11 protein-coding genes are annotated in these 13,841 nt (G+C 69.7%); 2 read left to right on the top strand and 9 right to left on the bottom strand.

The genetic code is table 11. The features are described 5' to 3' along the window. Nucleotide 1: 1 nt before the first annotated feature. The 3 genes from ATCM_RS00550 to ATCM_RS00540 are packed head-to-tail and all read right to left on the bottom strand — an operon-like array spanning nucleotide 2 to nucleotide 3,964. Nucleotides 2-2,071, bottom strand: coding sequence for a tetratricopeptide repeat protein (locus ATCM_RS00550; protein WP_132862355.1), 2,070 nt, complete (start codon nucleotides 2,069-2,071; stop codon nucleotides 2-4). A gap of 59 nt (nucleotides 2,072-2,130) precedes the next feature. After that, nucleotides 2,131-3,120: an alpha/beta fold hydrolase gene (locus tag ATCM_RS00545; RefSeq protein ID WP_192288375.1), complete on the bottom strand. Its 990-nt coding sequence runs from the start codon at nucleotides 3,118-3,120 to the stop codon at nucleotides 2,131-2,133. Between the two features lie 52 nt (nucleotides 3,121-3,172). Further along, nucleotides 3,173-3,964 (bottom strand): lysophospholipid acyltransferase family protein, encoded by a 792-nt coding sequence (locus tag ATCM_RS00540; protein ID WP_132862353.1) that lies wholly within the window; start codon nucleotides 3,962-3,964, stop codon nucleotides 3,173-3,175. A gap of 200 nt (nucleotides 3,965-4,164) precedes the next feature. Here ATCM_RS00540 and ATCM_RS00535 point away from each other — a divergent pair, with 200 nt between their 5' ends. Further along, on the top strand, nucleotides 4,165-6,735 hold the full coding sequence (locus ATCM_RS00535; protein ID WP_132862352.1) for an EAL domain-containing protein: 2,571 nt from the start codon (nucleotides 4,165-4,167) through the stop codon (nucleotides 6,733-6,735). A gap of 178 nt (nucleotides 6,736-6,913) precedes the next feature. On the opposite strand, the gene ATCM_RS00530 is transcribed toward ATCM_RS00535, so the two are convergent. Genes ATCM_RS00530 through ATCM_RS00510 form a run of 5 tightly spaced genes read right to left on the bottom strand, consistent with a single transcriptional unit; the run spans nucleotide 6,914 to nucleotide 11,033 of the window. Continuing rightward, nucleotides 6,914-7,339 (bottom strand): hotdog fold thioesterase, encoded by a 426-nt coding sequence (locus tag ATCM_RS00530; RefSeq protein WP_132862351.1) that lies wholly within the window; start codon nucleotides 7,337-7,339, stop codon nucleotides 6,914-6,916. A gap of 25 nt (nucleotides 7,340-7,364) precedes the next feature. Beyond that, on the bottom strand, nucleotides 7,365-9,335 hold the full coding sequence (locus tag ATCM_RS00525) for a phospholipase D family protein (RefSeq protein WP_132862350.1): 1,971 nt from the start codon (nucleotides 9,333-9,335) through the stop codon (nucleotides 7,365-7,367). Continuing rightward, the gene (locus ATCM_RS00520; protein ID WP_132862349.1) at nucleotides 9,332-9,901 is read right to left on the bottom strand and encodes a YceI family protein; all 570 of its coding nucleotides are present in this window, start codon (nucleotides 9,899-9,901) and stop codon (nucleotides 9,332-9,334) included. The genes ATCM_RS00525 and ATCM_RS00520 overlap by 4 nt, the downstream gene beginning before the upstream one ends. Nucleotides 9,902-9,905: 4 nt before the next feature. After that, a complete protein-coding gene (locus ATCM_RS00515) occupies nucleotides 9,906-10,382 on the bottom strand; it encodes a histidine phosphatase family protein (RefSeq protein WP_132862348.1) in 477 nt (158 codons plus the stop codon). A gap of 18 nt (nucleotides 10,383-10,400) precedes the next feature. After that, nucleotides 10,401-11,033: a ParA family protein gene (locus ATCM_RS00510; protein WP_132862347.1), complete on the bottom strand. Its 633-nt coding sequence runs from the start codon at nucleotides 11,031-11,033 to the stop codon at nucleotides 10,401-10,403. Nucleotides 11,034-11,160: 127 nt separating this feature from the next. Here ATCM_RS00510 and ATCM_RS00505 point away from each other — a divergent pair, with 127 nt between their 5' ends. Further along, complete coding sequence (locus ATCM_RS00505; RefSeq protein WP_132862346.1) at nucleotides 11,161-12,642, top strand: AAA family ATPase; 1,482 nt, start codon at nucleotides 11,161-11,163, stop codon at nucleotides 12,640-12,642. A 125-nt stretch (nucleotides 12,643-12,767) separates the two neighbouring features. Here ATCM_RS00505 and ATCM_RS00500 read toward each other — a convergent pair whose 3' ends face one another. Beyond that, nucleotides 12,768-13,820 (bottom strand): hypothetical protein, encoded by a 1,053-nt coding sequence (locus tag ATCM_RS00500; protein WP_132862345.1) that lies wholly within the window; start codon nucleotides 13,818-13,820, stop codon nucleotides 12,768-12,770. Between the last annotated feature and the right edge of the window lie 21 nt (nucleotides 13,821-13,841).

The raw sequence follows: 13,841 nt of genomic DNA, 5'->3' as shown, positions 1-13,841 counted from the left end.
GTCAGGCTTCGGGGTAGCCCAGTCGCACCGCGACCGGGGTGAGATACAGGAATTCCGCCGCCAGCACCTGGGCGTAGCGGCGCCAGTGGCCGGCCTCGACGGTGCCCGGGCCGAGGCTGCGCACCTGCGGGAAGCGCACGCCGAAGGCCTGCTCCAGCAGCGCGCCCATCGCCGCCGGGTCGTTCACCGCCTCGTCGGTGCGGAGGATCAGGTGCGGGTACAGGTCGCCCTCGTGCAGCTCGGCCACCTGCTCCACGGAGCGTGCCAGCCACTGCGCCGCGTCCATCGACGAGGTCAGCGCCAGTGGCGCCGGTGCACCCAGCGCCAGCCATTCGATGAACATGTCGCGCGGGTCGCGCACCGCCACCACCAGGCGGCCTTCCGGCAACTGCGGGCGCAGCGCCCACAACAGCGCGTTGTCCCACCACAGCAGCCAGTCGATGACGTTGCCGTCGGCGATGCCGCGCGCCGGCAGCTGCTCGCGCCACTGCTGCACCAGCTGCTCGGGCGTCAGCGCATCGGTGGCCAGCCGCTGCAGGGTCAGGTAGTTCTGGAAACCATCGGTCGGCGGGGTGGCACCGAAACGGTCGGCGCGCAGCACCCGGCTGCCGGCCGCCATCACCGTCACCACGCGCTCCACGCCCGAGCCCGGCGCGCCCCAGACGAACAGCGGGCGCATCGCGTTGTCGTCGGCCACCTCACCCAGCGCCGGCCATTCCACCGGGGCCTTGGCCTGCGGTGGCAGCGGCAGGCGCGTGGCGGCCTGCTCGGCATGCAGCTGCAGCCAGGTGGCCACCGCGCCGGCCGGGTTGCCGCCACGGTCCTGCACGGTGCCCAGCCAGCTGCGCAGGTTCGGCCGCGCGGCTTCCGGGGCGCTGTCGACCAGTGCCTGGACATGCGCCGCCGCCGCGGGCGCATCGCGCAGCAGCAGGGCTTCGACGATGCGCTGCTCGGCGCTGACGCGGCCCGGCTCCAGCGCGGCGATGCGACGGGCGATGGCCTCGGCCGCGTCGCTTTCCTCGTTCATGTCATGCAGCCGCATGCGGGCTTCCAGCGCCGGCACATGGTCGGGCATGGCCGCCAGCCAGCGCTCGACCACGGCCACCGCTTCCGGGCTGCCCACCGCCGGGATCGCCAGGCGGGCCAGCCACAGGTCGTGCAGCTGCGGGTGGGCTTCCAGTGCCGCATCCAGCGCGGCGCTGGCTTCCTCCTCGCGCCCCAGTCGCTGCCAGGCCACCAGCAGCATCTGCAGCGTGCCGCGGTCACCGGGCAGCTGCGACAGCAGCGGGCGCAGGTGTTCCAGCGCCTGCAGCGGCTGGCCGGAGGCCAGCTCCAGCTCGCCGGCCAGGCGACGCAGGCCGGGGGTGTCGCCCCCCTTGCTGGCCAGCACCTCGCGCATCACTTCGGCCGCGTTGTCGACATGGCCCTGGCGCAGCGCCAGCTGCACCAGCAGGCCGCGCAGCGCCTGGTTGTCCGGGACCAGTTCGAGCACGCGGCGGAAGGCCTGCTCGGCGAACGCCGGCATGTCCTTGCCCAGATAGGCGAAGCCCAGTGCGTAGAGCAGGCGCGGATCGCGCGGCAGGCGCTCGACCGCGGCCGACAGCACGCCCAGCGCGCGGTCCAGCTCGCCGCGGCGCAACGCGACCATGCCCTGCACCGCCCCCAGCTCCGGGCTGTCCGGGTCCACGCGTTCGGCCAGGCGGATCAGGCGGTCGGCTTCGTCGATGTCCTCGCGGCCCAGCGCCAAGTGCGCCTGCATCAGGTAGGCGGAGAATTCATTGGGGTTGAGCGCGGTGCTGCGGTCCAGCGCCTGGTCGGCGGCCTCGAGCTGGCGCAGGGCCAGCAGCAGGCCGGCGTGCTGCAGGTGCAGGGCGGCCTCTTCCGGCGCCAGCGCCAGTGCCTGGTCCAGGCTGGCCTGGGCCTGTTCCAGCTGGTTGTCCTGCTGCAGGGCCAGCGCCAGCCAGCGATGGGCCTGCGCCTGCTGCGGTTCGGCCGCCACCCATTCGCGGGCCAGGGACACCGCGTCGTCGTTGGCGTTGCGGCGCAGGGCTTCGATGATCTTGTCTTGCATGGCGGTCCAGCGTGAGCGCAAAAAACCCATTGTAGCGGGCGCGCCCGCCACACCACGGTTCAGCCTGGCAACGCCGCCAGCAGTTGCCGGGTGACCCAGCGCTCGGAGAAGCCATCGCCGCGCAGGTTCTCGATGAACCCGCAATGCCCGCCCCAGCGCGCGATCTGCAGGCGTGCGTGGTTCGGCAGCTGCCAATGGTCGAAGGTGGCGAAGGGGATGACCGGGTCGTCCTGCGCCATCAGGATCTCGGCCGGCACCTGCAGCCCGGCCAGCTTGTGGCCGGCGATCGAGTAGCCCTCGAAGTAGTCCTGCAGCGTGGGGAAGTCGGTATGCCGGTTCACCAGCCAGCCGGTCAGCGCGCGGATGTCCAGCTTGAGCACGTCGTCGTCGCAGTCGGCCAGCTCGGGGAACAGCGCGCGCTTGCGCCGCAGCGAGCCGGTCCACTTGCGGCGGAAGTACCAGTCGTACATCGCCGGCCCGTGCTCGATGCTCTCCATCGTCACCGCCGGGTCCAGCACCGGGCAGACCGAGGCCACGTGCCGCAGGGGCACGCCCGCGGCCGGTGCATGCAGGGCCAGGCGCAGCACGAAGTTGCCGCCCAGCGAGTAGCCGGCGGCCACCATCGGCAGGTCCGGGAAACGGCGCGCCACGTCGCCGGCGGCCTGCACCACTTCATCGATGCGGCAGGAGTGGAAGATGCCCGGGTTCAGGTGGTGGGTGTTGCCGTGGTCGCGGAAGTTCAGCCGCACCACGTCGAAGCCGGCCTCCAGCATGCGCGCGGCGGTCATGCGCATGTAGCTCGACTCGGTGCTGCCTTCCCAGCCATGCAGCAGCAGCGCCAGCCCGACCGGGGCACGGCCCGGCACGCTGCTGTGCCAGGCCTGCAGGCGCACGCCGTCACCGCCGTCCAGGATCAGTTCGCGGTTGACCGCGCCGGTGGCGGCCAGCAGCTGCAGGCCGCGGCGCAGGCGCAGCCGGCTCGAAGCCAGCATCGATTGCAGGTGGGGATTGCGCAGCCAGCGCGGCGGCAGGTAGTCGGCGGCGTTCAGCGCGTCCGGCTGGCGGCTTTCCGACGACGGCAGGCGCACGACCGACATCGCCTCACGGTCCTTCCATCACCGCCACGATGCGCGCACGCGAGGTTTCGGCGATGCGGCGGCGACCTTCCAGGTCCTGGCTGCCGATCGGCGCGAGGAAGTGCACCTGCGCCGCACGCGCCGGCTCGCCGAGCAGGCGCAGGAAGTTGCCGAAGAAGCTCTCGCCCGGCCCGAACGCCACCATGGTCTGCGCGTCACCGCGCACGCCGTAGCGCAAGGCCACCGGCTGCACCGGCACGTTGGCCTCCACCGCCGCCTGGAAGATGCGGGCGTGAAACGGGCCCACTTCGTGGCCACCGCGGGTGCGGCCTTCGGGGAACACCGCCACCGGCCGCTGTTCGTTCAGGCGCTTGACCATTTCCTCCATCACCCCGCCCAGCGACTCGGTGTTGCCGCGCTGGTGGTAGATGGTATGCCCACGGCTGGCCAGCCAGCCGACCAGCGGCCAGCCGGCGATCTCGCGCTTGGCGACGAAACCGACCATCTTCTGGCTGTGGATCATGCAGATGTCGACCCAGCCCACGTGGTTGGCCACGAACAGCACCGGCCCCGGCAGCGGCTGGCCGAAGCGCTTGAGCCGGAAGCCGAAGATCCACATCAGCACGCCCGACCACCAGCGCACCACGCGGTGCTCCAGGGGATCGGCAGGCCCGCCGATGCGGCCGAATGGCGGGGCCATCAGCAACAGGATCAGCGGCAGGAACAGGACGATGTGCACCAGCAGCAGCGGGACGCGGTACAGGTAACGGAACACGCGAGCCACACCGCCCTGGCGGGCGGGACGGGGGGAGATCATCCGCGCACGATACCGGATGCGGTCCGGCTTGTGCCAGCGACTGTTACGGCGGCAGGGTATTGCTGCCAGGACACGGAAAGGTGCGTTGCGGCACAGTATCCAGACATCACGCGGGCCAAGGGGCCCGGCTGGACCTTCAGCGTTACCCTTCCCGCGCCGTAAGTGTGTAAAACGGTTCCAACGTTCAGGGGAGCGTGGTGATGCACCGGCAGCTGCTGTCATCGACAGAGGACATGCTGCACTTCTTTTCTGCCGCGCTGGAGCGCATTGGCAGCGGCGTGATCCTGTTCGACGGACAGAACACCATCCTGTACCTCAACCGCGCGATGGAGACCATCTCCGGCTGGCCGCGCGAGGAAATGCTGGGCAGGAACCTGGGCCAGCTGGCCCCGCCCTCCATGCGCGAGCGCTATGACACCCGCCTGTACCCGGGGGCCAGCAACCGCGTGCAGGAACTGGCCCTGGCGCCGCATGACATCCAACTGGTGCGCAAGGACGGCAGCCACTGCTGGATCAGCGTGACCCTGTCGCACGTGTCCAGCGGCGGCCGCGACATCCACATGGCGCTGATCAGCGACGTCACCGCGCGGCGCCAGGCGCAGGAGCGCGAGCGGCTGCTGTCGCTGGGGTTCGACGAGACCCAGAGCGCGGTGCTGATCACCGATGCCCAGGCCCACGTGGTCTACCCGAACAAGGGCTTCCGTCGCCTGTTCGGCTTCCTGGACAGCGAGCTGCTCGGCCGCTACGTCCCCACCCTGCTGGCGCCGGACGATCATTCCGGCGAACAGATGGCCGCCTACATGACGCGGCTGATGTCCGGGCAGTCGATCCGGGCCGACGAGCGCCTGTACCGCAAGGACGGCCAGCCTCTGTGGTGCTCGGTCACCATCAACCCGATCTTCGACGACTACGGCAAGCTGGTGAACATGGTCGTGGTGCTGACCGACATCACCCGCACCAAGGTGCATGAGGTCCTGCAGCACCGCATGCTCGATGCGATGGTGCGCGAGGTACCCACCGCCGAGATCATGCAGATGATGTGCGAGGAGGTCGAGAAGATCGCCCCGCAGGTCACCTGCTCGGTGCTGCGCGTGGAGGACGGCCGGCTGCGCACGCTGGCCGCGCCCAGCCTGCCGGAGGCCTACAGCAAGCTGGTCGATGGCACGCCGGTCGGCCCGCATTCGGGCAGCTGCGGCACCGCGGCCCATTGCGGTGAAACCGTGGTCGCGCGCGACATCGCCAGCGACCCCAACTGGGAGGGCGTCAGCCACCTGGCCCTGCAGTACGGCCTGGCGGCGTGCTGGTCCACGCCGATCAAGTCCAGCGACGGCCGCGTGCTGGGCACCTTCGCGTTCTATTACCGGCAGCCGATGGAGCCGGACAGCTTCCACCGGCGCCTGGTCGAGGTGATCGTGCACCTGTGCGCGCTGGCGCTGGAACGCGAGGAAGCGCGCAACCGCATCCGCCGGCTGGCCTTCTACGACGACCTCACCGGCCTGCCCAACCGCAGCCTGCTGCATGCCCGTGCCGACCAGGCGATCAGCGCCGCCGGCCACACCCACCAGTCGCTGGCGGTGCTGTTCATCGACCTGGACCGCTTCAAGCAGGTCAACGATTCCTTCGGCCACCCCGGCGGCGATGAACTGCTGCGGGTGGTCGCGCGCCGCCTGCAGGAGCAGACCGGGCCGATGGACATCGTCGGCCGCCTGTCCGGCGACGAGTTCGTGGTGGTGCTCAACGGCTGCGACGCGCAGGGCGCCGACGAACACAGCGAACGCCTGCTGCGCGCGTTGGGCGAGCCGCTGCAGCTGGGGGAGATGGAGATCCGGCCCTCGGCCAGCATCGGCATCAGCGTGTTCCCGCACGACGGCACGAGCATGGAAACCCTGCTGCATCGCGCCGACATGGCGATGTACCAGGCCAAGCACAGCGGCCGCAACCTGGCCCGTTTCTACAGCTGCGAGATGGACCAGAGCGCGCAGGAGCGGCTGGCGCTGGAGAATGCCCTGCGCGAAGCCCTCGCGCTGGGCCAGCTGCAACTGCACTACCAGCCGCAGATCGACCTGCACGATGGCCGCCTGCACAGCGTCGAGGCCCTGGCCCGCTGGCACCACCCGCGGCTGGGCAACGTGCCGCCGGTCCGCTTCATCCCGCTGGCCGAGGAAACCGGCCTGATCGGCGACCTTGGCCAATGGGCGCTGCACGAGGCCTGCCACCAGCTGGCCGACTGGCGCGAGGATGGGCTGGAGGTGCCCTCGGTCTCGGTCAACCTGTCACCGACCAACTTCCACAGCCCGGCGCTGGCCGAGATGATCAGCCGGATCCTGCACGAGCACGGCCTGTCGGCGTCGGACCTGATCCTGGAAATCACCGAGGACGTGCTGCTCGACGCCGACCCGGTCACCCTGCAGACCCTGCGCAAGGTGCATGCGCTGGGCGTGCGCCTGTCGATGGACGACTTCGGCACCGGCTATTCCAGCCTGAGCTACCTGCGCCAGCTGCCGATCAGCGAGCTCAAGCTGGACCGCAGCTTCGTCAACGGGATCGAGCGTGACAGCGTGGCCAGCGCGCTGACCCAGGCCATCGCCCACATCGGCCAGAGCCTGCACCTGAAGGTGGTGGCCGAAGGCGTGGAAAGCAGCGAGCAGCTGCGCCTGCTCGGCGAGCAGGGCTATCACATCGCGCAGGGCTTCCACTTCACCCCTGCCCTGCCCGCGCCGGCATTGGCGCAATGGGTGCGCGAGCATCTGCCGGCGATGGTCGAGGGCTGAGCGACGAATATGGCGGTGTGGCTTTGCCCCTCCCCCGCCCTCCCCTGGGCTTCGCCAAAGGGAGGGAGTGGTTCGGCGGGGTCGGACCGATCACGGTAAAGCCGTATGGCCCCCTCCCTTGCACAGCAGGGGAAGGTTGGGGAGGGGTAAGCCGCAGGTATCGCGCGTCAATGCCCGCTCAGCGGGCCACCACCGCCAGCGTCAGCCGCGAAATGCACACCGGCTTGCCGTCTTCGTTCTCGATGCGGATCTCCCACACCTGGGTGGTGCGGCCCACGTGCAGCGCACGCGCGGTGCCGGTGACCACGCCGGTGCGCGCCGCGCGCAGGTGGTTGGCGTTGATCTCCAGCCCCACGCAGACCTGCTCGGCCGGGTCCACGCACAGGTTGCCGGCGCTGCTGCCCAGGGTTTCGGCCAGCACCACCGAGGCGCCGCCGTGCAGCAGGCCATACGGCTGGCGGGTGCGTTCGTCGACCGGCATGGTGGCCTGCAGCCAATCCTCGCCGGCGGCGGTGAACACGATGCCGAGGTGGTCGATCAGGGTGTTGCGGCTCAGGGCATTGACCTGTTCCAGGTCGACGGGGGCGCGGAATACTCGGGACATGGCTTGAACCTTTGCGGGGACGCAGTCAGAGGATGGGCACCAGCCCGGCGCCGAAGGCAGTGAGCATGCGCACCAGCAGCCATTTCGGGCCGACGTCCACTTCCGGGAAATCGCCGATGGCGGTGTAGCAGGCGCGGAAGCCGGGGTCCTGCCGCGGCAGCGGCCGCGGGCAGTCCGGGCCGGGCTTGAACTCATAGATGGTGGCGTAGCGCCACGGCCAGAAATCGAGCACCGGCAGCGCCTCGGACGCCTTGCCGATGCTGTAGTTCAGGCCGGAGAACACCGGTGCCTTCTCGCGCGGCGCCACCACCCAGGAGTTGTCCGGGGCGATGTCGCGCTCGATGCTGCGCGCCAACTGCTCGGCGAAGGCGGCATCCTCGATGATCACCGCGCCCTCGGTGTTGTAGTTCTCGCTGCGCGGGTCGAAGTTGTGGGTGCCGATCACGCCGATGCGGCGGTCCACCACCAGCGACTTGGCATGCAGGCCCATGCGCGCGCCGCTGCGGGTCACCGGCAGCGGCCGGTTGGCCGCGCGCCGGCTCAGGAACGAGGGGCGCGTCTCGGTGCGCAACACCTCGCGTTCGACGTCGCTGCCTCCGGGCGTGTTGCGCCGGCCCGAGCCGCTGCCGCGCACGTTGCTGCCGGCCGCGCTGCCGCCGATCACCCGGTTGCGGCCGGACGGCACCGATTCGACGTCCACCGGCTCGGGCAGCAGCCCGGGGTAGTTGACCGGCGCATCGAGCGGGAACGGCTTGTATTCGTAGATGTTGAAGCCCAGTTCGCGCAGGTTGCGGCGCTTGTACTTGTATGACAGCGCGTAGACGATCGGGTTGTCGGTGGCGGCCAGGCTGTTGGTCGAGACCACCACCCGCGGCGCGGCCTCGCGCTTGCGCAGGTCGCGGAACAGCTGCTGGGCCGGCTTGGACAACACCAGGTACGGCGTCTGCAGCAGCACTTCGGTCCTGGCCGAGGCGATCAGGGCATCCAGCCGCGGCTCGGTGACATGCTGGCCATCGTCCGGATCATCGTCCTCGCGGCGATGCTTGCGCGGCAGGTCGGCCACGTAGGCCACCGACCGCACCGGCAGCGCGGTCTGCACGAAGGCCTCGTCGATGAAGGCCGGGTCGGTTGCCTCCTCGCCCACCCGCTCGATCCGCTCGGGGTGGCGGAAGTTGGCCTGCGGCATCGCCGGCACCCCTTGCTTGAGCAGGGCCCGGCCCACGTCGTTGAGCCGTTCGGCCGGAACGCTGCGCTGCGCGACCCAGAACGACTCAAAGTTGGCGGCCATTTCCCGCGCCTCCGGACCGGCGACGATCACGTCACGATCGCGGAAGTTGTACTCGTTGTCCCAGTCGTAGTAATCGTCCTGGTAGTTGCGGCCACCGACCACGCCCAGCACGTCGTCGATCACCAGCAGCTTGTTGTGCATGCGCTGGTTGAAACGGCGGAAGCAGCACAGCACGCTGCCGGCGTAGTCCAGGTAGTTCAGCTTGGCCTTGCCGAAGGCAGGGTTGTAGACGCGCAGCTCGAAGTTGGCATGCGCCCCGGACAGGGCGGCCAGCATCTGCACGTCGGAGATCGCCGAGAGCTGGTCGATCAGCACCCGCACCTTGACCCCGCGCCGGGCGGCGGCCAGCAGTTCGTCGATCACCAGCCGCGCACTGTCGTCGGTGTCGAAGATGTAGGTCTGCAGGTCGATGCTGCGGGTGGCGCTGCGGATCAGGTTCAGGCGCGCCACCAGCGCCAGTTCGCCCTCGTCCACGATGGTGGCGTAGTGGCGCGGCAGCCCGGGCGCCGATTCGGTGATGGCCTGCCCGCCGAGCGCGCGCAGCGGCGAATCCAGCGCGCAGCGGTCCGGCCGGTCGCAGTCCACCACGGTCGAGCGCGCGGCGATGGCAATGCCCTGGGCACGGTCGCGCTGCTGCGGCGACAGCGAGGCGCAACCGCCGGCCAGCAGCGCCGCCAGCAGCAGGAAAAGTCGTACGAAAGGGTTCACTTTGGGGGGGCGCTGCTCAGGCGCGTACGCAATATGAAGGTCACTCGATCACCCAGGGCCATCTGCCAGCTGTCCATGCCATACCGCCCGCGCTGGACGGTGCCCCGGCTGACGAGGTCGCAATCATAGCCGGGACGTGCGCATTCAGGCTTTGCCAGGTGCAGCGTCTCCCGGCGGCTGATGCCACGGATGGTCAACCAGCCATTGACGTCGCCGCCCTGGTGGATCAGCTCCGGCGAGTACGGATCGGAGCGGAACTCGATCACCGGGTAACGCGCCACGTCGAAGAAATCCTCGCCGCGCATCCAGCCGGTGTAGCGCGGCTTGTCGGGGATCTCGACGTATTGGGTGTACATGCGCAGCACCACCTGGTGCTGCCCGTTGGGCAGCGCGGTGGCCTGTGCATCGAAACGGCGGAACACCCCTTCGATCTTCTGGCCGAAGCGGGTGCGGATCTCGAAGCCGAACTGTGAATGAGCCGGGTCGAACTGGGGCGGTTCCGCCGCGAAGGACGAAACCGGCCCGATCAGCAAGCCCAGCAGCAGCCCGCCACGGAACAAACCCATGGACTTACGGCCACCAGAACGCCGCCAGACGGGCAATGCCCGGTTCTATCGATGCCTCCATCGGCAGCGACAGCACCGCCACCGAGGCCGGCGGCATGCCGCGGTAATCCCCGGACTGGCCGCTGTGCATCAGCGCCACCAGCTGTTCCAGGCCCGGGTTGTGGCCCACCACCAGCAGGCGTTCGACCTCGCGGTGTTCATCCAGCAACGCGGCCAGGGTGCCGGGCACGGCGTCGTAGATGCGCTCCTCCAGCCGCTGCTCGACGTAGCCGGTCAGTGCCAGCACCGCCTCCAGCGTCTCGCGGGTCCGCCGCGCCGGCGAACACAGCACCCGGTCCGGGGTGAGTTTCTGCTCCAGCAGCCAGCGCCCGGCGGCCTCGGCCTCGGCCAGCCCGTGCGGGGAAAGGGGACGATCGATGTCGGCCAGGCCGTTGTTGGCCGGTTCGGCATGGGCATGTCGCAGCAGGATCAGTTCACGCATGGCCGGGGAGTACTCCTGTCAGACCTTGTTCAACCATTTGAGTAGCGGCTCCCAGTCCTGCTGGTGCTCGCGTACCTGGGCGGAGTGATAGTCGAACAGGCTGCGGCCCAGCCCGACCATCACCACGTAGCTTTGGCTGTCGCGCAGCTGCGCGACCACCTCATACGGCCATTGGCCCAGCATCTGCCGGGCCTGTTGCGATGTCTGCGTCCACGGTTTGGTGCGGTTGAGCACCAGCCCCACCGGCAGCGCGCGCGAATGCACGCGCTTGAGCTTGGACAGGCTGTTGAGGAAGCCGACGATGGCCTCGATGTCCAGGGCCGAGGGCAGGACCGGCACCACCACCGCGTCGGCGATGTCGGTGAAGCGCTCCAGGTCCTCGCCGTAGGCGCCGGCGGGGGCATCGATGATGACCTGCTCGGTGCCGTCGGGGATCAGCTTTTCCCAGTTCTTCTTGCGGTGCACGTCGACCGGCAGCACGGCGCTGTCCAGCATGGCCCGGCGCTCGGCCCAGCGGCTGCTGGAGCCTTGCGGATCGGCATCGGCAATCACCGTGGCATGGCCTGCCAGGGCCGAATGCGCGGCCAGGTGGGTGGCGATGGTGGTCTTGCCGACACCGCCCTTGGAGCCGGCTACCAGGATCGTCTTCATGCACGCCTCGTTTCCGCGGAACGTTCCCGCAGCGTACACCGCGTTGCATGACCAAAGGTAGTCACCGGGTGAGGGTCGGCCCCGGGGCCCGGCTTTGCTATCGTGTCGCCCCCGGGATGGAACCACCATGAGCGAACTGCAGGACCTGACCGCGCTGATCCGCGCCAACACGCCGTTGATCGTCATCCAGACCCAGGATGAGTCGCGGGTCGTGGAACTGTTCCGGCAGGCGCTGATGCACGTCTGGCGGGCGTTGTACCGCTGGTCGATCACCGAGGGCCTGCGCCGGATCGACATGGACCGCGAGGACGAGGCATTCGGCCCGCCCGACGCCAGCTCGGTGCTGCGGATGATCCAGGAGGCCGAGCAGCGCGGCATCTACCTGCTGCTCGATTTCCACCCCTACCTGGGCTACGCCAGCCACCAGCGGCTGCTGCGCGACATCGTCCAGCGCCGCCACAGCCAGCCACACGTGCTGGTGCTGGTCGGGGCCAAGGTCGAGCTGCCGCCGGAGCTGGAGGCCCTGGCCACCCGCTTCAACCCGCGCCTGCCCGACGCCAACGCGCTGCTGAAGATGCTGCGCGAGGAGGCGGCCAGCTACGCCAGGGACAACGGCGGGCGCCGGGTCGAGGCCGACCAGGACGCGGTGCAGCAGATCCTGCGCAACCTGCGCGGGCTGAGCATGACCGACGCCCGCCGCATCGCCCGCCAGCTGATCTACGAAGACGGCGCGCTGCAGGCCGACGACCTGCCACAGCTGGCCAAGCTCAAGTTCGAGCTGCTCAACCGCAGCGGCAACCTGCATTACGAGTACGACTCGGCGCGCTTCAACGAGGTGGCCGGCGCGCGCCGGCTCAAGCGCTGGATCGAGCAGCGCCGGGCGGTGTTCGTCTCCGGCAACGCCCCGCCGGGGCTGGACCCGCCCAAGGGCATGCTGCTGCTGGGCGTGCAGGGCTGCGGCAAGTCGATGCTGGCCAAGGCCACCGCCGCCGGCTTCGGCGTGCCGTTGCTGCGGCTGGATTTCGGCACGCTGTACAACAAGTACCACGGCGAGACCGAGAAGAACCTGCGCGAGGCGCTGACCTCGGCCGAGCAGCTGGCCCCGTGCGTGCTGTGGATCGACGAGATCGAGAAAGGCCTGGCCAGCAATGGCGAGGACGGCGGCGTGTCGCGCCGGGTGCTGGGCTACCTGCTGACCTGGCTGGCCGAGCGCAAGGCGCCGGTATTCATCGTCGCCACCGCCAACCAGGTGCACGAGCTGCCGGCCGAACTGCTGCGCAAGGGCCGCTTCGACGAGATCTTCTTCGTCGACCTGCCGGCCCCGGACGTGCGCGTGGAGCTGCTGCAGCTGCACCTGCAACGCCGCCAGCTGGACCCGGAAGCCTTCGCCCTGCCCGCCCTGGCGGCGGCCAGCGAAGGCTTCTCCGGCGCCGAGATCGAACAGGCGGTGGTGGCCGGGCTGTATGCCGCGCACGCCGAGCAGCGCCCGCTGGACACCGAGCTGCTGATGGCCGAGATCCGCAACACCCGGCCGCTGTCGGTGCTGATGGCCGAACAGGTGCAGTCGCTGCGCGACTGGGCGCGCGAGCGCACCGTGCCGGCCGATTGAGCCGCGGCATGCATCACCTGGCCCGGGTGAGCACGGCACGCCCGGGAAACGTTCGCCCACCCATCACCAACCGCCGGCGAACCTGACCGTCTCCGGCTTTGCCGATGCCACAGGCAGGCTTCGCCTCACTGGGGCGTGGACGGCGGTTGCCAGTCCGCCGGCGGCTCGGCGGCGATGCCATGCACGGCCAGCAGGCGGCGCATGGCCGGCAGTTCCCCGTCATCACCGATCCAGCGCATGTAGTCGGCGGGGCTCACCTTGGGCGCGGTGCCCTCTTCCGATCCGAGCACGCCGCTGACACGGATGCTGATCCACGCCAGCAGGCGCCGGCGCGCCTCCCACCGTGCCTGCGCGGGCGTGCCCGCGCTGGCTTCGAACATCCATCGGGCACCGGCCTGGGCCACCGCGTTCGAGGTGCTGTCGGCCATCACCGAGAACACGCGTTCGCACGCCTGCCTCCTCGCGGGCTCACCGATGTCTTTCGGGCACGCTTCGAAGGCCGTTTTCAGCTCCGGCATCCACACCGTCGCGGCGATGCCGAACAACGTGATCGCGCGCTCCTGGTCGGCATAGCTGCCGCCATTGCGCTGCTCCCATTCGGCCGCGCGCGCGGCATCGGATACCGGCCATGGCATGTCGCGCGTGGCTTCATCCAGCAAGCCCACCAGCTGCGCCAGCGAGTCACCGTAACGCGTGGCCTGCGTCGCCCGCTGCCACGCCTGCGCGGCCTGGGCAGCGTCCTTGCGGTGTTCGGCCAGCCGCTTCAGCAGCAGTTGCGAACCGGCATCGGCGGCACCGTCCCCCTGCAAGGTCTGCACCGCGACATCGATGGCGCAGGCGTCCTTCCCGATGCAACGCCGCACGGCTTCCATCGCGATCAGCGGCTGCGTGCTACCGGACGCAATGGCCTGCGTGAGCCAGGCATCGGCTTCGGGCTCGCGCTTGAGGCCTTTGCTCGCCAGGTCCATGCGCATTGGCACCAGCAGGGAGGCGGCATACAGTTTGCGCGGCTCGCCGGTGGCCGCCAGCCCGCGGGCCAGTTGCAGGCGTGCGGCATTCTGCGCCTCGATCCGCGCCAGCAACTGCTCCGGTACGATCTCCTCCTCCGCCGGCGGTTGCGCATTGGCCATGCCGGCAAACACCAGCAACACCGCCGCCCACATTCCCTGTCCACGCATGCCTTGATCCTCCCAACGGAT

The organism is Stenotrophomonas sp. ATCM1_4 (assembly GCF_004348115.1).
GTDB lineage: Bacteria > Pseudomonadota > Gammaproteobacteria > Xanthomonadales > Xanthomonadaceae > Stenotrophomonas > Stenotrophomonas capsici.
Note: the sequence above shows the minus strand (reverse complement) of the source record. Positions and strands in the feature narration are given on the sequence as shown.